Here is a 23,972-nt window from a genome sequence, read left to right as displayed (position 1 = left end):
CCTGCTCCTGACATGCACTGGGCGCCTGACGGCGCCCAGTGCGTTCAACCAAGGTGTCGCTGGCTTACCAGACCAGGTCGTCGGGCACCTGATACTGCGGATCGGCGTACGGATCTTCGCCAGCCGGCGCGTTCGGGTCCACCTTCAGCGCCACCGACGGTGCGAACACCGCTTCGGCCTCGGCCAGCACCGCAGCAGTCACCAGCACGTAGCGGCCGTTCTGCTGCAGTACGCCGAGCTCGCCGGCATTGAGTGCCTTGAGCTGCTCGGCCGTCACGTAGATGCGCTTGATCTTGCCGCCATACGGGAAATGGCGCGCGATATCGGCCGCTTCGGCGTTGAGGGACTTGCCTTCCAGCAGGACCTCCAGCTTGGCCTTGGCTTCGCGACGCAGGCGCGCCTCTTCCTGCTTCAGGCGCTCGGCCTCGATGCGGTCGTCTTTTTCCTTCTGCGCACGGATCGCATACGCCTTGGCGAGGTCGATGTCCTCGCGCGAGCGCGGCTTGCCGGGCGCGCCCTGCGGCGGACGGGCGCCGGCGGGACGGCCCTTGCCCTGCGGGCGGCGGTCGCCGTCGCGGGCGGGACGCTGGCCCTCGCCGGGCTTGCCGGCCGGGCGTGCGCCCTGCGGCTTGCCGGCCGGGCGGCCATCGCGGCGCGCATCGGGTCGACGATCCGGCTTGCGGTCGTTGGTTCGTTCGGGTTTGGGCGCGGCTTTGAAGCCAAGGCCCAGCAGCTGGTCGCGGAGAGTATCGCTCATGACGTCAGATCAGTAATGCGGAGGCGGCGGCTCTTCGGCCGAATCGGAATACAGCGCGGTGCGGACCTTGCCGAGGTCTTCGAGCAGGATGCGGGTCAGGTCGGCATTGCGGTTGCCTTCCATGCGCGCATCGGCCAGGGCCTCGCTCAGTTCGGCCAGCGCCTGCTCCTGGAAGGAGACACGCATTTCCAGCTCGACCAGGCGTGCTTCCAGTGCCTGTTCGCGCTCGGAGGGTGTGGACTCATGCATTCAACGAACGTCCCCGGCCAATGCCGTAGTAAGCCAGGCCCGCGGCTTCGATATCCTGCGGGTCGTACAGATTGCGGCCGTCGAAGACGACCGCATCGCTGAGCATCTCACGCAGCCGGATGAAATCCGGGCTGCGGAACTGCTTCCATTCGGTCACCACGACCAGCGCATCGGCGCCCTCGAGGGCGTCATAGGCGTTGGCGCAGAACACCAGGTCATCGCGCTCGCCGAAAATGCGGCGCGCTTCTTCGGTTGCTTCCGGATCATAGGCGCGCACCTTTGCACCGGCTTCCCACAGCTGCGCCAGCAGGCGGCGGCTGGAGGCCTCGCGCATGTCATCGGTGTTGGGCTTGAATGCCAGGCCCCACACCGCGAAGGTCTTGCCGCGCACGCCTTCGTCTTCGCCACGGTCGTAGTGGCGCTGGATCAGGGCGAACAGATGGCCCTTCTGATGCTCGTTGACCGCTTCGACGGCGTTCAACAGCATCGGCTCATGGCCGTACTGCTGGGCGGTGCGGGCCAGCGCCTGCACATCCTTGGGGAAGCACGAGCCGCCATAACCGGCGCCGGGATAGATGAAGTGCCAGCCGATGCGCGGATCCGAACCGATGCCCTGGCGGACCTGCTCGATATCGGCACCGACCTTCTCGGCGATGTTGGCGATTTCGTTCATGAACGAAATCTTCGTCGCCAGCATCGCGTTGGCCGCGTACTTGGTCAGCTCCGCCGAGCGCACGTCCATCTCCACCACGCGGTCGTGGTTGCGGTTGAACGGTGCATACAGGCGGCGCATCAACGCGATCGAATCGGGATTGGACGCGCCTACCACGATGCGGTCCGGCCGCATGCAGTCGGCGACCGCGTCACCTTCCTTGAGGAATTCGGGGTTGGAGACCACGTCGAACGCGATCTCCACGCCGCGGTCGGCCAGCGCCTGCGCGATGGCCTCACGGACTTTGTCGGCCGTGCCTACCGGCACGGTCGATTTGTTCACCACCACCACCGGCACGGTGATGTGCCGGCCGATGGTGCGGGCCACGGCCAGCACGTACTGCAGGTCGGCACTGCCGTCCTCGTCCGGTGGCGTGCCCACGGCAATGAAGATCACCTGGCCATGCGCGATCGCGGTGGCGGCATCGGAGGTGAAGGTCAACCGCGACGCCGCGTGGTTGTCCTTCACCATGGGCTTCAGGCCGGGCTCATAGATCGGGATGATCCCGTTGTTGAGGCCGTCGACCTTGGCCTGGTCGATATCGACACAGATCACCTGGTGGCCGACCTCGGCCAGGCAGGTACCCGTGACAAGACCGACGTAGCCGGTACCGAAAATCGCAACGCGCATGGGCGGTGGGGCTCCAGATCCGTTACGGAAGAACGTTCAGCAGCTCGACGTCGAACGTCAGCGTGGCGTTCGGACCGATCGGGCCACCCGGGGTGCCCTGCTCGCCATAGGCCAGCTCGCCCGGAATCCAGAAGCGGTACTTGGAACCGGTCGGCATCAGCGAGACGCCTTCGGACCAGCCCTTGATCACCTGGTCCAGACCGAACTCGATCGGCTGGCCGCGCTGGTAGCTGCTGTCGAAGACGGTGCCGTCGAGCAGCTTGCCTTCGTAGTTCACGCGCACCTTGCTGGTCGGCAGCGGGCGTTCGCCCGACCCCGGACGCAGCACCTGGTACTGCAGGCCCGACGCGGTGGTCACCACGCCCGGCGCGGTCTTGTTCTTGGCCAGGAAGTTGTTGCCTTCCACGCGGTTGGTACCGGCCTGGGCGGCGGACTTGGCCTCCATTTCAGCCTGCTTGCCCTTCATGAAGCCTTCCAGCGTGGCCTTGGCCTGCTCGGCGGTCATCTTCGGGGTGCCGTTGTTGAACGTGGTGCTGACCGCGTCGAACAGCGCGTCCAGGTCCAGATCGTCCTTCAGCGGGGCAAGCGACGGGCCCACGGCGAAGCTGCCCAGCATCAGGCCGACCTTTTCGCGGTCCACCTTCGGCGGCGCGGTGCCCGGCGCGACGCCCGGAACCGGCTGGCCGCTCTTGGCCATCACGGCCTGGCGCAGGGCGGCGTCGGTCTTCTGCGCCTCTTCCTGGCTGATCAGCGGCTGCTTGCCTTCAAAGGCATTGGTCACAGCGCGGCGCAGGGCGGCCAGGTCGATCTCGCTGGAGATCGGACCGAACGAATTGGCCACATCGATACCGATGGCGTAGCCGAGCTTTTCCCGTTGGGAGTTCAAAGTGGAAGTCTCCTTGACAGCCGCGCGGGCGGCTGGTTGTTGCGACATCGCGGTACCGGTGGCACCCATCGCCAGAATCAGAACCGACGCCGCGGCGCCGCGCATTCCCATCTTCATTCGCTGCATTCCTGGAAGTGACTGGACGCCGACGTCGGCGCGAAAGCAACCATTGTCGCACGCGCGTCCGAGATGTCGATATCGTCAACGCTTGTTTGCCGTGACAGACAGCTCACGTTCGATCGCCGCCACCAGCTTGGGATCGTCCGGGGTGACCTTGCTCGGGAACTGCGCTACCACCCGGCCATCGCGGCCGATCAGATACTTGTGGAAGTTCCAGCCCGGCGATACGCCCGTTGCGGTGGCGAGACTGCGATACAGCGGTGTCGCCTCCGGCCCGGTGACGATCACCTTCTGGAACATCGGGAACTTCACGCCGTAGGTCAGCGTGCAGAACTCCTGGATCTGGGTCTCGTCGCCCGGCTCCTGGCCTTTGAAATCATTGGACGGGAAGCCCAGGACCGAGAAACCCCGCGCGGCGTACTTGCGCTGCAGGGCCTCCAGACCTTCGTACTGTGGGGTGAAACCGCACTTGCTGGCGGTATTGACCACCAGCAGTACCTTGCCGCCGTACTGCTTGGCCAGGTTCACCTCGCCTTTGCCGGCGAGCGGGCGATAGCTCACATCGAGCAGATCGGCCGCCTGGGCCGACGCCCCCACCAGCAAGCCGAGCGCCAGCAGCAGCATGGGCGCGCGGGCCCGGCGCGGAGCGCGGTCGCGACGGACGGGCGACAACAGAGACACGTGGTGCATCGCGACACTCCAGGTAAGGAAAAGAGAGGCTCAACGGGCCCGGCGGACGCTGCCGGAACTGCGGCGGGCACTATATCACCGGCGTTTTAGCCGCCGTCCGCCGTTGGTCCGCGTGCCATCGATGCGCTGCGCGCGGGGCTGCGGCGGGTTGCCAGGCGCAGCTGGGCACTGGCGCATTCAGCGTCAGCGGTGACCTCTCTGGCCGGGTTCACGCGGTTGCACCCTTCCATCACCGATCACCTGAATGCGCTCTCTGCTTGCCATATCATTGACATCAATGAATGTGCGCTGGCCGACAGTGTCGAGAATCACGTCGCAAATAGCCATTAACTTCAATGACTTGAGGATAACCAGCACCTGTCATGCGCCCCCTGCCATCAGTTGGGTCACTCACCCTGTTGATCTTCGGCGTGCCGGTGTTATAGTTGCATACAACACCAGTCACCTAGACAGGGGATGCCCATGAACCGCATGCGCCACCACCACTCCGCCAAAGCCGTCATCGCCGCCTCGGCGCTGTTGTTGCTCGGCTGGTTCGGTACCCCCTCCGGTGACGCTGGCGATGCTGCCAGCGCCAATGTGTTTGAAGGCCCGCAGGATGCAGGCGTCATCGAGGCAGGGACCGCCGACGGCGCCCCCACGCCCCCCCGCCGGCTGCACAGCTCCCTGTCCATGCCTTACTTCTCATTCGCGCAGTCGCTGAACCCACGGAGCTGACCATGAGCGATATTCAATGGAGCGATGGTGCTCCGATCTACCGCCAGCTGAAGGAGCGCGTGATCGCCATGATGCTTGACGGCATCATCAAACCCGGCGACGCCCTGCCTTCGGTCCGGCAGGTCGCCGCCGAGTACCAGCTCAATCCCATCACCGTTTCGCGCGCTTACCAGGAACTGGCTGATGAAGGCCTGGTCGAGAAGCGCCGCGGCCTGGGCATGTTCATGACCGAAGAAGCGGCCACGCAGCTGCGCAGCAGCGAGCGCGACCGGTTCCTCAATGAAGAATGGCCACTGGTCCTGGAACGCATCCAGCGCCTGGGCCTGAACCTCGACGAATTGCTGCCCCAGGGGAAATCCTCATGAATGCCGTTGCAAGTGATGTCGTCATTTCCGCTCGAGGCCTGCGCAAGGCCTATAAACAGACCGTGGCGCTGGACAACACCAGCTTCACGATCGCCCCCGGCCGCATCACCGGCCTGATCGGTCCCAACGGTGCCGGCAAGACCACCCTGCTCAAGGCCCTGCTCGGCCTGACCGCGGTGGAAGGCGAGCTGCGCGTGCTCGGGCTGGACCCGGCCGAGCAGCGCAACGCGCTGATGAACGATGTGTGCTTCATCGCCGACGTCGCGGTGCTGCCACGCTGGATGAAGGTGCGCGAGGCAATCGATTTCGTCGCCGGCACCCATCCGCGCTTCGACCGGGCCCGCTGCGAGCGCTTCCTGGCCTCCACCAAGCTGCATCCCAAGCAGCGCGTGCGCGAACTGTCCAAAGGCATGATCGTGCAGCTGCACCTGGCGCTGGTGATGGCCATCGATGCCAAGGTGCTGGTGCTGGACGAGCCCACGCTCGGCCTGGACATCCTGTACCGAAAGGAGTTCTACCAGCGCCTGCTGGAAGACTACTTCGACGAGCAGAAGACCATCATCGTCACTACCCACCAGGTGGAAGAGATCGAACATATCCTCACCGATGTGATGTTCATCCGCGATGGCCGCATCGTGCTCACCACCGACATGGAAGACATCGGCGAGCGCTACACCGAAGTACTGGTCTCGGCCGACGCCGTGGAGGCCGCGCGCGCGCTCAAGCCGATCGACGAACGCGCCCTGCCCTTCGGCAAGACGGTCCTGCTGTTCGACGGGGTGCCACGCGCCCAGCTCGCGCCCTTGGGGGAAATCCGCAGCCCGGGGCTGGCGGATCTGTTCGTGGCCATCATGAAGGGAACCTACGCATGAACACCGTCAACCATCCCATCAGCAAGGCCAGCGCGTTCAAGTGGCTGCTCAAGCGTGAGTACTGGGAAAACCGCGGCGGCTTCCTGTATGCGCCGGTGATCGCCGGTGGCATCTCGCTGGCGATGAGCCTGCTCGGCATCGTGTTCGGCCTGGTGGCCATGCACCGCGCAGTCAAGAGCGGCGGCCTCCACCTCAACGACGAAAACGTCAGCATCAACGGCCTGGACCTGAGCCTGCTGACCAGCAAGCTGGATGCCAAGAACCTGCATGACCTGGCCAATGGCCTGGACCTGACCCTGATCCTGAGCTCGGGTTGGCCGCTGATCGTGCTCGCCTTCGTGGTGTTCTTCTACTGCCTGGGGGCCCTGTACGACGACCGTCGCGACCGCAGCATCCTGTTCTGGAAGTCGCTGCCGCTGTCGGATACGTCCACCGTGCTGTCCAAGGCACTGAGCGCGCTGCTGATCGCCCCGCTCATCGCGGTGATCGCCTCGGCCCTGACCATGCTCGGCTTCCTGGTGATGATCTCGATCGTGGTGATCGCCCATGGCGGTGACCCGATGCTGCTGATCTGGGGTCCGGCCAGCCCGCTGACCATCATCGCCGGCCACCTGTCCTGGATCCCGGTCTACCTGCTGTGGGCGTTGCCGACCGTCGGCTGGCTGCTGCTGTGCTCGGCCTGGGCCAAGACCAAGCCGTTCCTGTGGGCGGTGATGCTGCCGCTGTTCGCCGGCATCATCGTGAGCACCACCAAGGTGATGACCCTGTTCGACCTGACCGGTGGCTGGTTCTGGAAGCACATCGTCGGCCGCCTGCTGCTCAGCGCGGTTCCCGCGACCGACCAGTTCTACCGTGGCGACGCGTTGTTCAGCGGCACTGGCAACATGGACAACCTGGTCAACGAACTGGGCCCGAGCCACCAGCTGGGCGCCTTCGCGATGCCGGAACTGTGGATCGGTGCAGCCTTCGGTGTGGTGTTCCTGTTCCTGGCCATCCGCCTGCGCCGCCGCGCCGGCGAAATCTGATCCCTGCCCTTCATCGAGGACCCACCCATGATCCGCAAGCTCGCTGTTGCTTCCCTGTTGTTGCTGCCGCTGACCGCGCTCGCCGATGAACCGCAGTGCAAATTCAACGAAGCGCGTGACCTCAAGCTCGACCTGGCCGGTGCCAAGGCGGTGGTGTTCGAAGTGAACCAGCACGATCTGGTGCTGCAGGCCGGCCCGGGCGCGGCCCAGCTCGGGGGGCGCGCCTGCGCCTCCAACGCCGACTGGCTGCGCGAGCTGACCGTGACCCAGCAGAAGGTCGGCGACAAGCTCGTCGTCCGCCTGCAGCGCGAAGGCCGCAGCCTGTCCATGAGCGGCAACAGCTATGCCTACCTGGACATGCGCGGCACCGTGCCGGACACGATCCTGGTCCAGCTCAAGGTCGGCTCGGGCGACGCCAGCGTCACCGGCGCGCATTCGCTCAGCGCCGACGTCGGCTCCGGCGATATCAAGCTCGAGAACATCAAGGGCCTGGTGACCGCGGCGGTCGGCTCGGGCGATGTCGTCCTCGACGGTGCCGGTGCACTGAACCTGCTCTCGGTCGGCTCGGGTGACTTCACGGCGCGCAACGTCCGCGGCGATGCCAAGGTCGGCACGATCGGCTCCGGCGACTTCGAACTCGATACGGTCGGCGGCAACGTCGAGATCGGCGTGGTCGGCTCGGGTGACACCACTGTGCGCCAGGCCAAGGGCAACGTACGGGTCGGCACCGTGGGCTCCGGCGATACCGAACTGCGCGACATCGGTGGCAGTGTCACCGTGGACCGCCACGGTTCCGGCGACGTGACCGCGCGCGACGTCGGCGGCGACCTGCGCGTGGCCAACAGCGGCAGCGGCGACATCCGCCACAGCAACGTGCGCGGCCGGGTTGAACTGCCGCGCGGCAAGTAAGCCTCTCATCTCCTCTTACGGATACGCATCATGACGACTCGACTGCTGCTGCCTGCCCTGCTGTTGTGCCTGCCGATCGCTGCCTGCAACGCCCCAGACAGCGGCAAGGGCAAAGCGCCCGCCGACCAGAGCGCATCCGCCCCCGCGACCAGCGCGCTGGATACCGATGGCATCGGCAAGACCGTGCAGGAGGCCACCGACAAGGCCCGCAAGGAAATCACCGAGGGCAACATCTCGATCTCCAACGGGAACTCGCCGAAGGCCGAGATCAGCCCGCAGGGTGACCTGCTCATCGATGGCAAGGCGGTCGCCGTGGACGCCCGGCAGCGTGCGCTGCTGCTGGACTACCGCAAGCAGGTCGAATCGCTGGCCAGTGCCGGCATGGAGATCGGCGTGGCCGGTGCCAATCTCGGCGTCAAAGCCGCCGGTGAGGCGATCAAGGGCATGTTCTCCGGCGACACCCAGGGCATCGAAGCGCGGGTGAATGACGAGGCCAAGAAGATCGAGGACCAGGCCCAGAAGCTGTGCGGTCTGTTGCCGGGGATGATGGCCAGGCAGCAGGCGCTGGCGGCCGCGCTGCCGGCCTTCCAGCCCTACGCGACCATGGACCAGAGCGACATCGACGACTGCGGCAAGTAAACCGGCCATTGCCTGCGACGATGCGTCGCAGGCAGGCCCTTCCCGGCGCCGGAGGACTACACTCTCCGTTCCCGCCGCATGCGTTGCCTGCTCATGAAGAAGCTGAGTCTGTTGCTGTTCGCCCTGTTCTGCCTGGTCGCCACCGGTTGCGACCAGGAATACCGCAATCACCGCGCCGAGCGCAGCAAGCCGAAGATCACGGTCAGCGACGGCATGGTCACCGTGCGCCGCGCGCCCGCGCCGAACATCATCATCCTGCCCAACGGGCACATGAAGATCGATGAGATCGAAATTCCGCTCAACGAGGAGCAGCAGGCGATGCTGCAGGGCATGTTCGGCCAGCTGCAGGTGCTGCGCCAGAACACCCTGACCGATGCCCCGCCGGACCCGGCCAAGCGTTCGGTGAAGATCCAGGTGCCCGAGGGCATGCAGCCGATCCCACCGGACCTGACCACGAAGATCCCGGAATTCAAAGCGTATACCGAAACCTTCGGCAATCTGCAGGCCGACCGCCACTAGGTAGTGCCGGCCGCTGGCCGGCTCCGCACCAAAAAAACGGGCCTTTCGGCCCGTTTTTCATTTCAGGAACCGCGTGCGCTCAACCACCCCCGCCGCCACCGGCATGAATGCCACCGGCGGTCAGCGCGGCCGGATCCAGCAGCCGGCGAAGCTCGGCCTCCGACAGGCCGCTGTCTTCCCTGGCCACGTCCAGCACCGGGCGCTGCTCCTTGTAGGCGCGCTTGGCGATCGCGGCGGCCTTCTCGTAGCCGATGATCGGGTTCAAGGCGGTGACCAGGATCGGATTGCGATCCAGTGCCTCGCGGACGCGATCCTCGCGCACCTTCAGCCCGGCAATCGCGGTATCGGCGAGCAGGCGGGTGATGTTGGCGAGCAGGTTGATCCCGTCCAGCAGGTTCGCGGCGATCAACGGCAGGGTCACGTTCAACTGGAAGTTGCCGGTCTGCCCGGCCACGGTGATCGCGGTGTGGTGGCCGATCACCTGGGCACAGACCATCACGGTGGCTTCGGGAATCACCGGGTTGACCTTGCCCGGCATGATCGAGCTGCCCGGCTGCAGCGCCGGCAGTTCGATCTCACCCAGCCCGGCCAGCGGACCGGCATTCATCCAGCGCAGGTCGTTGGCGATCTTGATCAGCGCCACGGCCAGGGCGTTGAGCTGGCCGGACAGTTCGACCGCATCGTCCTGCGCGGCCAGGCCTTCGAACTTGTTCTCGGCGCTGTCGAACTTGATGCCGGTCTGCTGCTTGAGCTGCTTGGCTACCTGCGCGCCGAAGCGCGGGTCGGCATTGATGCCGGTGCCGATCGCCGTGCCACCCAGCGGCAGGCGACGCAGCCGCTTGAGGCTGTCTTCGATCCGATCCTGGGCGGAGGACAACTGCGCCGACCATGCGCCGAACTCCTGCTCGAAGGTCAGCGGCATCGCATCCATCAGATGGGTGCGGCCGGTCTTGACCACCTTGCGCAGCGCGCGGCCGCGCTTGTCGATGGTCTTGCGCAGATGCGCCAGCGAAGGCAGCAGCTGCTCATGCACGCCGAGCAGCGCGGAAACGCGCAGCGCGGTCGGGATCACATCGTTGGAGCTCTGCCCCTGGTTGACGTGATCGTTGGGATGCACCGCGGTCTTGCCGGCCTTGCCGGCGCGGTTGGCCAGCGTGGCGATAACCTCGTTGGCATTCATGTTCGAGGAGGTGCCCGAACCGGTCTGGTAGACGTCGATCGGAAAATGCGCATCGTGGCGGCCGTCGGCGACTTCGGCCGCAGCGGCCTCGATGGCCTTGCCGATGTTGCGCGGCAGATGGCCCAGCTCGACGTTGACGTTCGCGGCAGCGCCCTTGACCAGGCCTAGCGCGCGGATGAAACCACGCGGCATGCGCTGGCCCGACACCGGGAAATTATCGACGGCGCGCTGGGTCTGCGCGCCCCACAACGCATCGGCGGGCACCTGCAGTTCGCCCATGCTGTCGTGTTCAATCCTGAAACCCTTGCTCATTGCTTCAACTCCGCACATCTTTCGTGGATGAAAGGGAACCTGCGGCTGGCAACGGGCCTGATTCCCTGGCTGGCGGCTGGCCTCACGATACTCTCAAGCGCCGTTGAAACCCAAGGCCGCGATGGATCGGCTAGACTCGGAATTCGTTTCCATTCAGACAGCCTGCCGCCCCCATGGGTGACGATCCCGACAGTAGTACCGGGCGTGCCGCCGCGCACGCACCGATGACCGCGCTCACCGCCCTGGTGACCGCGGGTGCCGTTCCGCCTCTGGCAGCAGCGCTGCGGGGCCGCGGATGATCGGCAACCTCCTGCTCCTCGTACTGGCCCTGCTGCTGGTGGTGCTCAACGGCTTCTTCGTGGCCGCCGAGTTCGCCCTGGTCAAGCTGCGCCACACCCAGGCCGTCGGCCTGGCCGAAAACAACGGCTGGCGAGGCCGCCTGCTGCTCAACGTGCATGCGCACCTGGATGCGTATCTCTCGGCGTGTCAGCTGGGCATCACACTGTCCTCGCTGGGCCTGGGCTGGGTCGGTGAACCGGCCTTCGCGCATCTGCTGCAACCGCTGTTCGATACGCTGGGGCTGACCCCGGACGCCTCGCGCCTGACCGCCTTCATCATCGCCTTCAGCATCATCTCGTTCCTGCACATCGTGCTCGGCGAACTGGCACCGAAATCGATGGCGATCCGCCGCCCGGAAGCGATGTCGCTGTGGACGGCCGCGCCGCTGTACCTGTTCTACTGGGCGATGTACCCGGCGATCTGGCTGCTCAACAACAGCGCCAACGCCCTGTTGCGCCTCGCCGGCTGGGGCGATGTGGAGCACACCTCGCACCGCTACTCGCGCGAGGAGCTCAAGCTCATCGTGGGCCGCCAGCAGCCCACGGGCACCGCGCCGGACCAGGACCTCACCCTGATGAGCCACGCGCTGGAACTGCCCGAGCTGGTGGCCGGCGACCTGATGCGCTCACGCGACCATATGCGCGCGTTCCGCGAAGGCATGAGCCTGGCCGACGTCATGGCCGAGTTCGCCGAGAGCCGCTACAGCCGCTACCCCTGGTTCGACCGCGATGGCGAGGAAGTGCTGGGCATCCTGCACATGAAGGACCTGCTGGTGGAAATCGCCCGCGGCAACCCGACCGATGACCTGCGCCCGCTGCTGCGCCCGGCCAACCTGATCGCGCTGGAGACCCCGGTGCCGCTGGTGCTGGAGCGGTTCCGCACCGGCACCACCCATCTCGCCCTGTGCGTGGAAGAGCACGGCCGCATCCTGGGCTACTTCACCCTGGAAGACCTGCTGGAAGTGGTGGTCGGCGATATCGAGGACGAGCACCTGCATATCGTCAAGGACGCCCCGACCCGCGGCGCGGACGGCACCCTGCTGGTGGCCGGTTCGACCTCGATCTTCCGGCTGGAGCGCCTGCTGGGGCATGACCTGGCCGCGCCGGACCACCTCAATTCGGTCGGCGGGCTGATCGTGCACCAGCTCCAGCGCCTGCCCGAGGAGGGCGAGCAGCTGGAGATCGACGGGCACCTGTTCACCATCAAGCGCATGGCCGGGCACCGGATCCAGGCGGTGACGGTGCGCATGGCACAGGCCGAGGACGCCGGGGCAGCGTAGAATGACGGCCCCCGCTGCCAACGACCTGCGCCCTGCCATGTCCGAATTCGCCCTGCTCGCCCTGTCCCCGCTCGATGGCCGCTACGCCGGCAAGGTCGACGCCCTGCGCCCGATCTTCTCCGAATACGGCCTGATCAAGGCCCGCGTGAAGGTGGAAGTGGAATGGCTGCTGGCACTGGCCAACGAGCCGGGCATCGTCGAACTGGCGCCGTTCTCGGCCGCCGCCACCGCGCGCCTGCGCGCCCTGGCCGATGACTTCGCCCCGGCCCACGCCGCGCGGGTGAAGGAGATCGAGCGCACCACCAACCACGACGTCAAGGCCGTGGAGTATTTCATCAAGGAACAGCTCACCGCCGATGCGGAGCTGGGCCCGGCGCTGGAGTTCGTGCATTTCGCCTGCACCAGCGAAGACATCAACAACCTCAGCTACGGCCTCATGCTCGAGCAGGCCCGCCGCGAGGTGCTGCTGCCGTCACTGGACAACATCGCCGGCGTGCTGCGTACCCTCGCCCACGCCCAGGCTGCCCAGCCGATGCTGTCGCGCACCCACGGCCAGACCGCCTCGCCGACCACCCTGGGCAAGGAAGTCGCCAACGTCGTCGCCCGCCTGGAGCGCCAGCGCCGCCAGATCGCCGCGGTCGAGCTGACCGGCAAGATCAATGGCGCGGTGGGCAACTACAACGCCCACGTGATCGCCTACCCGGACGTGGACTGGCCGGCCTTCGCCCAGCGCTTCGTGGAAAGCCTCGGCCTGGTATTCAACCCGTACACCACCCAGATCGAACCGCACGACAACGTCGCCGAAATCGGCGATGCCGCCCGTCGCGCCAACATCATCCTGATCGACCTGGCCCGTGACGTCTGGGGCTACATCTCGCTGGGCTACTTCAAGCAGAAACTCAAGGAAGGCGAAGTCGGCTCCTCGACCATGCCGCACAAGGTCAACCCGATCGACTTCGAGAATGCCGAAGGCAACTTCGGCATCGCCAACGCCCTGTTCGAGCACTTCAGCGCCAAGCTGCCGATCAGCCGCTGGCAGCGCGACCTGACCGACTCCACCGTGCTGCGCGCGGTCGGCACCGCCTTCGGCCACACCCAGGTCGCCCTGGATTCGCTGGCCAAGGGCCTGGGCAAGCTGACCGTGAACCCGGAGCGCCTGGACGCGGACCTCGATGCCTCCTGGGAAGTGCTGGCCGAAGCCGTGCAGACCGTCATGCGCCGCCACGGCCTGCCCAATCCCTATGAACAGCTCAAGGCCCTCACCCGCGGCCAGGGCATCACCACCGAATCGATGCAGGCCTTCGTCGAATCCCTGGACCTGCCGGCCGACGCCAAGCAGAGCCTGCGCGCCCTGACCCCGGGCGGCTACATCGGCCTGGCTGCGGATCTGGCCAGGGCGATCTGAGGGCCCGGGCGCGGCACCGCCGCGCCCCCGAATTTCCGTCTACACGCTGCAAGGATCTCCCCCATGGCCGCACGCAAGATCAAAACTCCCGCCATCGAAGTCCAGGCCCGCCCCGGCCTGCCGCTGGGCATGCCCGCCGCCACCTTCCTGCGCGACTACTGGCAGAAGCGCCCACTGCTCATCCGCGGCGCTTTCCCCGATTTCGAAACGCCGGTCCAGCCCGAAGACCTCGCCGGCCTGGCCTGCGAGGAAGGCGCGCTGTCGCGCCTGATCACGCACGATCGCGCCACCGATGGCTGGAGCGTGCGTACCGGCCCGTTCCAGGAAGAAGAGTTCCCGGGCATGCCCGACCACGACTGGACCCTGCTGGTCCAGGACGTGGACAAGTGGGACGCCGACGTGCGCGCCCTGATCAGCCATTTCGACTTCCTGCCGCGCTGGCGCATGGATGACGTGATGATCAGCTTCGCCGCCACCGGCGGCTCGGTCGGCGCCCACGTCGACCAGTACGACGTCTTCCTCCTGCAGGCTTACGGCCACCGCCGCTGGCAGATCGACGCCAGCGAATCCATCAAGGGCAAGCGCCCGCCGCTGGACTTCCGCGACGACGTCGAACTCAAGCTGCTGCGCCGCTTCAAGCCGACCCACGACTGGGTGCTGGCCCCGGGCGACATGCTGTACCTGCCGCCGAACGTGCCGCACAACGGCGTCGCCGAAGACCCGTGCCTGACCTTCTCCTTCGGCATGCGCGCCCCGGCCTCGGCCGAACTGATCAGCGACTACCTCGATACCCTGATCGACGGCGCCGACGAGTCCATCCGCTATCAGGACCCGGACCTGAAGGTCCCGGAAGATCCGAACGAAATCGACGTGGTTTCGATGAACCGCGTGGTCGAGGCGCTCAATGCGATCCGCATGAACGACCCGGACAAGCTCGGTGACTGGTTCGGCCGTTTCATCACCACCTACCGCGCCGCCGGGGAAGTGATGGCGCATGGCGAACCGCTGCCGCGCGAAGAGATCGAAGCCGCCCTCGGCGCCGGCGTGGAACTGCAGCGCCACCCGTGGGCGCGCCTGGCCTGGCGCCGGGCCAAGCGGGGCGCCAGCCTGTACTGCAGCGGCCTGGATTTCGCCCTGCCGGTCAAGGACGCCCAGGTGCTGGCCGGGGCCGAACAGGTCGGCGCGGCGCTTTACCAGAAGCTCTCGGCCAAGGGCCGTGACGCCGTGCAGGCGCTGGTTGCCGGCGGCTTCTACCAGCTGGTGGATGACGCCGGGTTCGAGGACGAAGACGACTACGTCGCCGAGTACGACATCGTCGATGGCACCGACGCGGTCGACGTCGTCGATGACGAGGCCGTCGAGGCCGACGTGCACGAAGTCACCATCCATGACGACGGCATCGAAGTCGTCGTCGATTTCGACGACAGCGACGAGCCTGACGGCAAGGACGCGCCCCCGCGCGGCTGAGCGCCCTGCCCGCCATGACCGCCTCCGGCTTTCACGTTGACGTGGTCGACTACCCGACGCAGCACGAAGCGCTGCACCGGGTGCGGTCCGCCGTGTTCGTCGACGAGCAGCAGGTACCCGCCGAGCTGGAGATCGACGCGCTCGATCCCCTGAGCGTGCACGTCCTGGCCCGCGACGCCGCTGGTTCCCCGATCGGCGCCGGCCGGCTCACCCCGGACGGCCGGATCGGGCGCATGGCGGTGCTGGCAGTCTGGCGCGGCACGGGCGTCGGTGAAGCCCTGCTGCTGGCCCTGGTCGACCAGGCCCGGGCCCGGGGCTGGCGGGAGGTCGCGCTGCACGCGCAGCTGCCGGCCCGTGTGTTCTACACCCGGCAGGGTTTCCTGCCCGACGGCGAGGTGTTCGAAGAGGCCGGCATCGCCCACCAGCACATGCGGCTGGCCCTGTCCGGGCCGGTCGCGATCGCACGGGCCGACGAGGCGGTGGCGATCACCACCGCGCTGGTCCACCGCGCCCGTCGCCAGCTCTGGATCCACAGCCGCCAGCTCGACCACGGCCTGCTCGATGCACCGCCGGTGCTCGAGGCCCTGCGCCGCTACGCCACCGCCCGCCATGACAAGCAGGCGTGGCTGATCGTCCACGACAGCGCCGCCATCCGCCAGGCCGGCTCGCCCGTGCTGGGCCTGCTCCAGCGCCTGCCGAGCGTCTTCCGCGTGCGCGAGGTCAGCGATCCGATCGACCGCGCCACCGCATCGGCCTGCCTGCTCAACGATGCCGGCGACTACTACTTTCGTCTGAGCGGCCATCGCTTCGATGGCGAGGCCGGGTTGGCCCAACCGGCACGTTCGCGACCGTTGCGGGAGGGTTTGCAGCGCGTATGGGAACGTTCGCGTGATTGCAGCGAACTTCGCGCGCTGGGCCTGTAGCTCACCCCACGCTCCCGAACCTGTCTGGGAATGACACCGCGGTCCCCGCACTGGACCGTACGGTGCCCCTTCCTGTCTCGATGGGGGTACAATTTGGGGTGTTAGATACCGCCCGCGCAGGGCTATTCACTTTTCCCTGCCGGATCATCGAAGCCTTACCCCACAAGCGAATCCGACTCTCCATCGTGGACAATCAACTGAAGCAGTTTGCGCAATCTTCGCAGCTCGCCGGCGGCAACGCCTCCTATATCGAGGATCTGTACGAGCAGTACCTCGTTTCTCCGGACAGTGTCGATCCCAAATGGAAGACCTACTTCGACGGCTTCCAGGGCCGCGAAGCCGGTGATATTCCGCACTCGGCCGTCATCGCCCACATTGCCGACGCCGCCAAGAAGGCCGTCAACAGTGGCACCGCCGCCGGTGCCGGCGACGAGCGCGAGCGCAATGTCGGCCGCCTGATCACCGCGTACCGTTCGCGTGGCCACCTCGGTGCCCGCCTGGACCCGCTGAGCCTGACCGCGCCGACCAATCCGCCGGATCTGGGCCTGCCGTTCCACAGCCTGTCGGAAAGCGACCTGGGCAGTGAGTTCAGCACCGGCGGTGTCGCCGGCCAGCCGCGCATGAAACTGCGCGACCTGCTGGAGCGCCTGAAGAAGACCTACACCGGCTCGATCGGTGCGGAATTCATGCACATCTCCGAGGTCGAGCAGCGCCAGTGGCTGTACCAGCGCCTGGAAATGGCCGGTGGCAACTACAACCTGGACGCAGAGACCCAGCGCCGCACCCTGGAGCGCCTGACGGCTGCCGAGGGTCTGGAACGCTACCTGCACACCAAGTACGTCGGCCAGAAGCGCTTCTCGCTGGAAGGCGGCGATTCGCTGATCCCGATGATGGACACCATCATCCGTGACGCCGGCAAGGATGGCGTCAAGGACGTGGTGATCGGCATGGCCCACCGCGGCCGCCTGAACGTGCTGGTCAACACCCTCGGCAAGAGCCCGCGCAAGCTGTTCGACGAGTTCGAAGGCAAGTTCGAGCACGACGACCACGCCTCCGCCGGCGACGTGAAGTACCACATGGGCTTCTCGGCCGACGTCGCCACCGCCGGTGGTGCCGTCCACCTGGCCCTGGCGTTCAACCCGTCGCACCTGGAAATCGCCGACCCGGTCGTGGCCGGCAGCGTCCGTTCGCGCCAGGAACGCCGTGGCGACACCGCCCGCAAGCAGGTCATGCCGATCCTGATCCACGGCGACGCGGCCTTCGCCGGTCAGGGCGTGGTGATGGAGCTGTTCCAGATGTCCCAGGCCCGCGGCTTCGCCGTCGGCGGCACGGTGCACATCGTGGTCAACAACCAGGTCGGCTTCACCACCTCCAACCCGGAAGACTCGCGCTCCACCCTGTACTGCACCGACGTGGCCAAGATGATCGCCGCGCCTGTGCTGCACGTGAACGGCGATGATCCCGAAGCGGTCGTGTTCGCCGCCAAGCTGGCCTTCGAGTTCCGCCAGAAGTTCAGCAAGGACGTGGTCATCGATCTGATGTGCTACCGCCGCTGGGGCCACAACGAGGCCGACGAACCGGCGATCACCCAGCCGCTGATGTACCAGGTGATCCGCAAGCACCAGACCACCCGCGAGCTGTACGCCGCGTCGCTGGAAGCGGCCGGCGTGATCGAAGCCGGCGGTGGCAAGGCGCTGGTCGATGCGTACCGCAACAAGCTCGATGCCGGTGAAGTCACCACCGAGCTGGCCCAGGTCGAAAAGACCCCGGCCACCAGCAAGATGTACGTCGACTGGCCCAAGCTGCTCAACGGCAAGCTCTCCGATGCCATCACCACCGCGGTGGGCATGGAGAAGGTCAAGCAGCTGGCGCAGATGATCAACACCGTGCCGGAAGGCGTGGAACTGCATTCGCGCGTGGCCAAGGTCTACGACGACCGCCGCAAGATGGCCGCCGGCGAGATCCCGGGCGACTGGGGCTTTGCCGAGAACCTGGCCTACGCCACGATCCTCGACGAAGGCAACAACCTGCGCCTGGTCGGCCAGGACGTCGGCCGCGGTACGTTCACGCACCGCCACGCGATCCTGCACGACCAGAAGACCGACAACTACTACCTGCCGCTGCGTCAGCTGGTCGAGTCGCCGGAACAGGCCACCATCATCGATTCGCTGCTCAGCGAAGAAGCAGTGATGGCCTATGAGTACGGCTTCTCCACCACCGATCCGAACACCCTGTGCATCTGGGAAGGCCAGTTCGGCGACTTCGCCAACGGCGCCCAGGTCGTGATCGATCAGTTCATCGCTGCCGGCGAAGCCAAGTGGGGCCGCATCACCGGCCTGACCCTGCTGCTGCCGCATGGTTACGAAGGCCAGGGCCCGGAGCACAGCTCCGCGCGTCTGGAGCGTTTCCTGCAGCTGTGTGCGCTGGAGAACATGCTGGTGTGCGTGCCGTCGACCCCGGCGCAGGCGTACCACATGCTGCGTCGCCAGATGCGCATGACCACCCGCAAGCCGCTGATCGTGATGTCGCCCAAGTCGCTGCTGCGCCACAAGCTGGCCGTGTCGACCCTGGACGAACTGGCCAATGGCGAGTTCCAGCACCTGATCGGCGATGCCAAGGCAGACGCCAAGAAGGTCAAGCGCGTGGTGCTGTGTTCGGGCAAGGTCTACTACGACCTGCTGGAAGACCAGACCAAGCGTGGCCAGGACGATGTCGCCATCATCCGCGTCGAACAGCTGTATCCGTTCCCGCGCGTGGCACTGGCGGCCGAGCTGAAGAAGTACGGCAAGGCGGCCGATGTGGTGTGGTGTCAGGAAGAACCGCAGAACCAGGGTGCCTGGTACCAGATCCGCCACCACCTGCAGGCCTGCCTGGCCGATGGCCAGAGCATCCATTACGCAGGTCGCGCCCGTTCGGCATCGCCGGCCGCTGGACACATGGCTGACCACATCATCGAACAGCAGAAGCTGATCGCCGATGCCCTGGTCAACCCGTTCAACGACTCGGTCGCTGAATAACTCTCCCCCTCATTCTAGAAAAGACAAACCAGGAAGCTCCCGCATGGCCACCGAAGTCAAAGCCCCGGTACTGCCCGAATCCGTCGCCGACGGCACCATCGCCACCTGGCACAAGAAGGTCGGCGATGCCGTCAAGCGCGATGAAAACCTGCTTGATCTGGAAACCGACAAGGTCGTCCTGGAAGTGCCGTCGCCGGTCGATGGCGTGTTGAAGGAGATCAAGTTCGAGGTGGGCGCCACGGTGACCTCCAGCCAGATCGTGGCCATCATCGAAGAAGGCGCCGTGGCCGATGCGCCGGCGCCGGCTGCTGAAGAGAAGAAGGCCGAGGCCGCTCCGGCCAAGGCCGCCGCTCCGGCTGCTGCCGCAGCGCCGGCCCCGGCTGCGAAGTCCGGCGCCGACGCCCTGCCCCCCGGCGCGCGCTTCACCGCGATCACCGAAGGCGTGAACCCGGCCGACGTGGACGGCACCGGCCGTCGCGGCGCGGTGACCAAGGAAGACATCGTCAACTTCGCCCGCAACGGTGGCGCCGGCAAGTCCGGTGGCGCACGTCCGGAAGAACGCGTGCCGATGACCCGGATCCGCAAGCGCATCGCCGAGCGCCTGATGCAGTCCAAGAACGGCACCGCGATGCTGACCACCTTCAACGAAGTCGACCTGTCCAAGGTCTCGGCCGCGCGCAAGGATCTGCAGGACGAGTTCGTCAAAGCCCACGGCATCAAGCTGGGCTTCATGAGCTTCTTCGTGAAGGCCGCGGCCAACGCGTTGCAGCGCTTCCCGCTGGTCAATGCCTCGATCGATGGTGACGACATCATCTATCACGGCTACTCGGACATCTCGATCGCCGTGTCGACCGAGAAGGGTCTGGTGACCCCGGTGCTGCGCAACGTCGAGCGCATGTCGTTCGCCGACATCGAAAAGACCATCGCCGACTACGCCAAGAAGGCCCGTGACGGCAAGCTGAGCCTGGAAGAACTCCAGGGCGGCACCTTCACCGTGACCAACGGCGGCACCTTCGGCTCGCTGCTCTCGACCCCGATCATCAACCCGCCGCAGAGCGCCATCCTGGGCATGCACGCCATCAAGGAACGTCCGATCGCCCAGAACGGCCAGGTCGTGATCGCGCCGATGATGTACCTGGCGCTGTCCTACGATCACCGCATCATCGACGGCAAGGATTCGGTCCAGTTCCTGGTGGACATCAAGAACCAGCTGGAAAACCCGGGCCGCATGCTGTTCGGCCTGTAAGACCTCCCACCCCTCCGCGCCTGCGCGGAGGGGTTCTGGTAAAGAAACAAGGAACTATCAATGGCTGAACAATTCGACGTCGTCGTCATCGGTGCCGGTCCGGCCGGCTACCATGCCGCCATCCGCGCCGCGCAGCTGGGTCTGAAGACCGCCTGCATCGACGCTGCGCTGGGCAAGGACGGCAAGCCGGCCCTAGGCGGCACCTGCCTGCGCGTGGGCTGCATCCCGTCCAAGGCGCTGCTGGATTCCTCGCGCCAGTTCTGGAACATGGGCCACATCTTTGGCGACCACGGCATCAGCTTCAAGGACGCCAAGATGGACGTCGAGGCGATGGTTGGCCGCAAGGACAAGATCGTCAAGCAGTTCACCGGCGGCATCGCCATGCTGTTCAAGGCGAACAAGGTCACCGCGTACTACGGTTTCGGTGAACTGCAGCCGGGCAACATCGTCAAGGTGAAGCAGCACGACGGCTCGGAAGTCGAGCTGAAGGGCACCAACGTCATCATCGCCGCCGGTTCGGATTCGATCGAACTGCCGTTCGCCAAGTTCGACGGCGAGACCATCGTCGACAACGTCGGCGGCCTGGACTTCACCGAAGTCCCCGCCCGCCTGGCCGTGATCGGCGCCGGCGTGATCGGCCTGGAACTGGGCAGCGTCTGGAAGCGCCTGGGTTCGGAAGTGACCATCCTGGAAGCGCTGCCGGACTTCCTGGCCGCGGCCGATGCCGAAGTGGCCAAGACCGCCTTGAAGGAATTCAAGAAGCAGGGCCTGGACATCCGCCTGGGCGCCAAGGTCTCCAAGGCCGAGGTGACCGGCAAGGGCAAGAAGAAGGAAGTCGCCCTGACCTACACCGATGGTGAAGGCGAGAAGAGCCTGATCGTGGACAAGCTGCTGGTGGCCGTCGGCCGTCGCGCCGCCACCAAGGGCCTGCTGGCCGAAGGCACCGGCGTCAAGATCAACGAGCGTGGCCAGATCGAAGTGGACGCGCACTGCCACACCGGCGTTGATGGCGTCTGGGCGGTCGGTGACTGCGTGCGCGGCCCGATGCTGGCGCACAAGGGCTTCGAAGAAGGCATCGCCGTGGCCGAGCTGATCGCGGGCCTGCCGGGCCACGTCAACTTCGACACCATCCCGTGGGTGATCTACACCGAGCCGGAGCTGGCCTGGGTCGGCAAGACCGAGCAGCAGCTCAAGGACGAAGGCATCCCGTACAAGGCGGGCAGCTTCCCGTTCGCCGCCAACGGCCGTGCCGTGGCGATGATCGAGCCGACCGGCTTCGTGAAAGTCCTGGCGCATGCCGAGACCGACCGCATCCTGGGCATGCACCTGGTCGGCGCGAACGTCTCCGAGCTGGTGCACGAAGGCGTGCTGACCATGGAGTTCAGCGGTTCGGCCGACGACCTGGCGCGCATCTGCCACGCCCACCCGTCGCTGTCGGAAGTGGTGCATGACGCGGCGATGGCCGTGAGCAAGCGCGCGATCCACAAGGCCAACTGAGCCCTGTTGGTGCGGCCGTTGGCCGACGTCGCCTGGTAACGAAAAACCCCGCCTCGGCGGGGTTTTTCGTGGGCGGTGGGTCGTGCCGGCCGCTGGCGGGCCCGCGCCATGGGTAGTGCCGGCCGCTGGCCGGCTCCACGTAATCCGGACAGAAGGAGCAGCCGGCCAGCGGCCGGCACTACACCCCTATCCCCGGGGTGCCTCAGGCCGTCGCGACGCGGCCGCCGCCCAGGACCCGCGCCGGCAGCATGAACAGCGCGCGCAGGAAGGCGAACAGTGCCGAGAAGGTGATGCCGACCAGGCGGAACGGCAGGCTGAACAGCCACACGAACGGCCACGCCACCAGGGCCAGGAGCGCCAGCGGCCAGCACAGCACGAACAGCAGGCACCACACGCCCAGGGCGAACAGGGTCTTCATCGTCGGTCTCCGTTGGCGGCACCCTGCCGCCCGGAGACCACCATCGCGCGCGGCGTGGGCGCGCTGCAACGGGTTTGCGACGAAACCGGCGATAAGCCGATGAAACGGTAGTGCCGGCCGCTGGCCGGCTCTGCCCGATAACGGTTTCAATGGTAGTGCCGGCCGCTGGCCGGCTCTGCCCGATAACGGTTTCAATGGTAGTGCCGGCCGCTGGCCGGCTCTGCCCGATGACAGGTCCATGGGAGCCGGCCAGCGGCCGGCACTACCGTAACGCCGTCGGCGTTACTCGAACGAACCCACCGAATCGTGCGACAGGTTGTCGAAGCGCGTGTACTCGCCGAAGAACTTGAGCTTGCACGAGCCGGTCGGGCCGCCTCGGTGCTTGCCGATGATGATCTCGGCCAGGCCCTTGTCCGGCGACGTTTCCTTGTTGTAGTAGTCGTCGCGGTAGATGAACACGATCATGTCCGCATCCTGCTCGATAGCGCCGGATTCGCGAAGATCGGCCATCACCGGGCGCTTGTCGGTACGCGTTTCCAGCGAGCGGTTGAGCTGGGAAAGCGCGATCACCGGCACGTTCAGTTCCTTCGCCAAGCCCTTCAACGAACGCGAGATTTCCGAGATTTCGGTCGCGCGGTTTTCGCTGTTGCCCGGCACGCTCATCAGCTGCAGGTAGTCGATCACGATCAGGCCCAGGTCGTGCTCGCGCTTGAGGCGGCGGCACTTGGAACGCAGGATCTCCGGCGACACGCCCGGCGTATCGTCGATGAAGATCTTGGTTTCCTTCAGCATCCGGATCGCACCGGTCACCCGGCTCCAATCCTCGTCTTCCAGCTGGCCGGTACGCAGGCGCTGGGCGTTGATGCGGCCGTTGGAGGAAATCAGGCGCATCGCCAGCTGCGAGGCCGACATTTCCATCGAGAACACCGCCACGCCCTTCTTGGACTTGATCGCGGCGTACTCGGCGATGTTCAGTGCCAGCGTGGTCTTGCCCATGGCCGGGCGCGCGGCCAGGATGATCAGATCGGTCGGCTGCAGGCCCGCGGTCATCGCATCGAAATCGGTGTAACCGGTCGGCAGGCCGGTGATGTTGCCGCCGTTCTCGAAGCGGTTGCGCAGCTCTTCGAAGGCATCTTTCAGCGCGCCGGGCATCGCCACGAAATCGGTACGGCCGCGTGCGCCCTGCTCGGCGATCGCGAACACGGATTTTTCCGCTGCCGAGAGCAGTTCGCTGCTCTCGCGGCCTTCGGGCTGGAAGCCGTCGTTGACGATGTCCGTACCGACCTGGATCAGCTGCCGCAGCACCGCCTTGTCACGCACGATCTCCGCGTAGGCACTGATGTTGGCGGCCGACGGCGTGGTGCTGGCCAGTTCGATCAGGTACGCGCCGTCACCGACCAGCTCCATCTTGCCCTGCGATTCGAACCACTCGCCCAGCGTCACCGCATCGAACGGGCGGTCGCGCTCGGACAGCTCGCGGATCGCGCGGTAGATCATCTGGTGATCGCGGCGGTAGAAGTCGGTTTCGGTCAGCTGGTCGTTGACCCGGTCATAGCTCTCCGGGGCCAGCATCAGCCCGCCCAGCACCGCCTGTTCGGCCTCGATCGAATGCGGCGGCACGCGCAGGGCGTCGATGCGCATCTCATCGCGATCAAAGCGGTCACCGCGGTCTTTGCGGTCGGAACGGAAGCCAGAACGGGCGGACATGGGGGGCGTACTTCCTGCAATGTGAGGCGTGGGACATGGTAGGCACGCGGGGAGCCCCGCAGCCATGCACAAACCTGTGGATAAACAGTGGA

The 23,972-nt window shown here is 66.2% G+C and carries 22 protein-coding genes; 14 read left to right on the top strand and 8 right to left on the bottom strand.

What is annotated here, in order from left to right; all coding sequences use genetic code 11:
- Positions 1-64: 64 nt before the first annotated feature.
- The 5 genes from HDC96_RS02160 to HDC96_RS02140 all read right to left on the bottom strand — a co-directional run bounded on the left by HDC96_RS02160 (position 65) and on the right by HDC96_RS02140 (position 3,978).
- Entirely contained in the window at positions 65-757 is a 693-nt protein-coding gene (locus HDC96_RS02160; RefSeq protein ID WP_179458550.1) for a DUF2058 family protein, read from the bottom strand.
- A gap of 9 nt (positions 758-766) precedes the next feature.
- A complete protein-coding gene (locus HDC96_RS02155) occupies positions 767-1,006 on the bottom strand; it encodes a SlyX family protein (RefSeq protein WP_179458549.1) in 240 nt (79 codons plus the stop codon).
- Positions 999-2,348 (bottom strand): UDP-glucose/GDP-mannose dehydrogenase family protein, encoded by a 1,350-nt coding sequence (locus HDC96_RS02150; RefSeq protein ID WP_179458548.1) that lies wholly within the window; start codon positions 2,346-2,348, stop codon positions 999-1,001. The genes HDC96_RS02155 and HDC96_RS02150 overlap by 8 nt, the downstream gene beginning before the upstream one ends.
- Before the next feature lie 22 nt (positions 2,349-2,370).
- On the bottom strand, positions 2,371-3,351 hold the full coding sequence (locus tag HDC96_RS02145) for an FKBP-type peptidyl-prolyl cis-trans isomerase (protein ID WP_179458547.1): 981 nt from the start codon (positions 3,349-3,351) through the stop codon (positions 2,371-2,373).
- Between the two features lie 84 nt (positions 3,352-3,435).
- Positions 3,436-3,978 (bottom strand): glutathione peroxidase, encoded by a 543-nt coding sequence (locus HDC96_RS02140; protein WP_257018628.1) that lies wholly within the window; start codon positions 3,976-3,978, stop codon positions 3,436-3,438.
- 528 nt (positions 3,979-4,506) lie between these two features.
- On the opposite strand from HDC96_RS02140, the gene HDC96_RS02135 reads away from it, so the two are divergent.
- The 7 genes from HDC96_RS02135 to HDC96_RS02105 all read left to right on the top strand — a co-directional run bounded on the left by HDC96_RS02135 (position 4,507) and on the right by HDC96_RS02105 (position 9,090).
- Positions 4,507-4,761 carry a hypothetical protein gene (locus HDC96_RS02135; RefSeq protein WP_179458546.1) on the top strand — a complete coding sequence of 85 codons (255 nt, stop codon included), beginning with the start codon at positions 4,507-4,509 and terminating at the stop codon, positions 4,759-4,761.
- A gap of 2 nt (positions 4,762-4,763) precedes the next feature.
- Positions 4,764-5,126, top strand: coding sequence for a GntR family transcriptional regulator (locus HDC96_RS02130; RefSeq protein WP_019185943.1), 363 nt, complete (start codon positions 4,764-4,766; stop codon positions 5,124-5,126).
- On the top strand, positions 5,123-5,998 hold the full coding sequence (locus HDC96_RS02125) for an ABC transporter ATP-binding protein (protein ID WP_179458545.1): 876 nt from the start codon (positions 5,123-5,125) through the stop codon (positions 5,996-5,998). Before HDC96_RS02130 ends, HDC96_RS02125 begins: the two co-directional genes overlap by 4 nt.
- Positions 5,995-7,023 (top strand): hypothetical protein, encoded by a 1,029-nt coding sequence (locus tag HDC96_RS02120; RefSeq protein ID WP_179458544.1) that lies wholly within the window; start codon positions 5,995-5,997, stop codon positions 7,021-7,023. Before HDC96_RS02125 ends, HDC96_RS02120 begins: the two co-directional genes overlap by 4 nt.
- A 27-nt stretch (positions 7,024-7,050) precedes the next feature.
- Complete coding sequence (locus HDC96_RS02115) at positions 7,051-7,932, top strand: hypothetical protein (protein WP_179458543.1); 882 nt, start codon at positions 7,051-7,053, stop codon at positions 7,930-7,932.
- Positions 7,933-7,962: 30 nt separating this feature from the next.
- Positions 7,963-8,571 carry a DUF2884 family protein gene (locus HDC96_RS02110; RefSeq protein WP_179458542.1) on the top strand — a complete coding sequence of 203 codons (609 nt, stop codon included), beginning with the start codon at positions 7,963-7,965 and terminating at the stop codon, positions 8,569-8,571.
- Between the two features lie 93 nt (positions 8,572-8,664).
- Positions 8,665-9,090 (top strand): hypothetical protein, encoded by a 426-nt coding sequence (locus HDC96_RS02105; protein WP_179458541.1) that lies wholly within the window; start codon positions 8,665-8,667, stop codon positions 9,088-9,090.
- Positions 9,091-9,169: 79 nt separating this feature from the next.
- Here the strand turns inward: HDC96_RS02105 and HDC96_RS02100 are convergent, their stop codons facing one another.
- Positions 9,170-10,582, bottom strand: a complete 1,413-nt coding sequence (locus HDC96_RS02100; protein WP_179458540.1) for a class II fumarate hydratase — start codon at positions 10,580-10,582, stop codon at positions 9,170-9,172.
- Between the two features lie 295 nt (positions 10,583-10,877).
- Between HDC96_RS02100 and HDC96_RS02095 the strand changes: the two genes are divergently transcribed.
- From HDC96_RS02095 to lpdA, 7 genes are all read left to right on the top strand, one after another.
- A complete protein-coding gene (locus HDC96_RS02095; protein ID WP_179458539.1) occupies positions 10,878-12,200 on the top strand; it encodes a hemolysin family protein in 1,323 nt (440 codons plus the stop codon).
- A gap of 37 nt (positions 12,201-12,237) precedes the next feature.
- Complete coding sequence (purB, locus tag HDC96_RS02090; RefSeq protein WP_179459581.1) at positions 12,238-13,605, top strand: adenylosuccinate lyase; 1,368 nt, start codon at positions 12,238-12,240, stop codon at positions 13,603-13,605.
- Positions 13,606-13,668: 63 nt separating this feature from the next.
- Positions 13,669-15,072 carry a cupin domain-containing protein gene (locus HDC96_RS02085; RefSeq protein WP_179458538.1) on the top strand — a complete coding sequence of 468 codons (1,404 nt, stop codon included), beginning with the start codon at positions 13,669-13,671 and terminating at the stop codon, positions 15,070-15,072.
- Positions 15,073-15,086: 14 nt separating this feature from the next.
- Positions 15,087-15,995 (top strand): GNAT family N-acetyltransferase, encoded by a 909-nt coding sequence (locus tag HDC96_RS02080; protein ID WP_179458537.1) that lies wholly within the window; start codon positions 15,087-15,089, stop codon positions 15,993-15,995.
- A 185-nt stretch (positions 15,996-16,180) separates the two neighbouring features.
- Positions 16,181-19,012 (top strand): 2-oxoglutarate dehydrogenase E1 component, encoded by a 2,832-nt coding sequence (locus tag HDC96_RS02075; protein ID WP_176989490.1) that lies wholly within the window; start codon positions 16,181-16,183, stop codon positions 19,010-19,012.
- A gap of 43 nt (positions 19,013-19,055) precedes the next feature.
- The gene (sucB, locus tag HDC96_RS02070; RefSeq protein WP_179458536.1) at positions 19,056-20,258 is read left to right on the top strand and encodes a dihydrolipoyllysine-residue succinyltransferase; all 1,203 of its coding nucleotides are present in this window, start codon (positions 19,056-19,058) and stop codon (positions 20,256-20,258) included.
- Positions 20,259-20,318: 60 nt separating this feature from the next.
- Positions 20,319-21,755 (top strand): dihydrolipoyl dehydrogenase, encoded by a 1,437-nt coding sequence (gene lpdA / locus HDC96_RS02065; RefSeq protein WP_179458535.1) that lies wholly within the window; start codon positions 20,319-20,321, stop codon positions 21,753-21,755.
- 202 nt (positions 21,756-21,957) lie between these two features.
- Here the strand turns inward: lpdA and HDC96_RS02060 are convergent, their stop codons facing one another.
- A complete protein-coding gene (locus HDC96_RS02060; RefSeq protein WP_179458534.1) occupies positions 21,958-22,173 on the bottom strand; it encodes a hypothetical protein in 216 nt (71 codons plus the stop codon).
- 282 nt (positions 22,174-22,455) lie between these two features.
- Positions 22,456-23,880 carry a replicative DNA helicase gene (locus HDC96_RS02055; RefSeq protein ID WP_121037974.1) on the bottom strand — a complete coding sequence of 475 codons (1,425 nt, stop codon included), beginning with the start codon at positions 23,878-23,880 and terminating at the stop codon, positions 22,456-22,458.
- Positions 23,881-23,972: the final 92 nt, after the last annotated feature.

The sequence above is a fragment of the Stenotrophomonas sp. JAI102 genome, assembly GCF_013409105.1.
Classification (GTDB): Bacteria; Pseudomonadota; Gammaproteobacteria; order Xanthomonadales; family Xanthomonadaceae; genus Stenotrophomonas; species Stenotrophomonas maltophilia_AA.
This window is presented reverse-complemented; position numbering and strand designations above follow the sequence as displayed.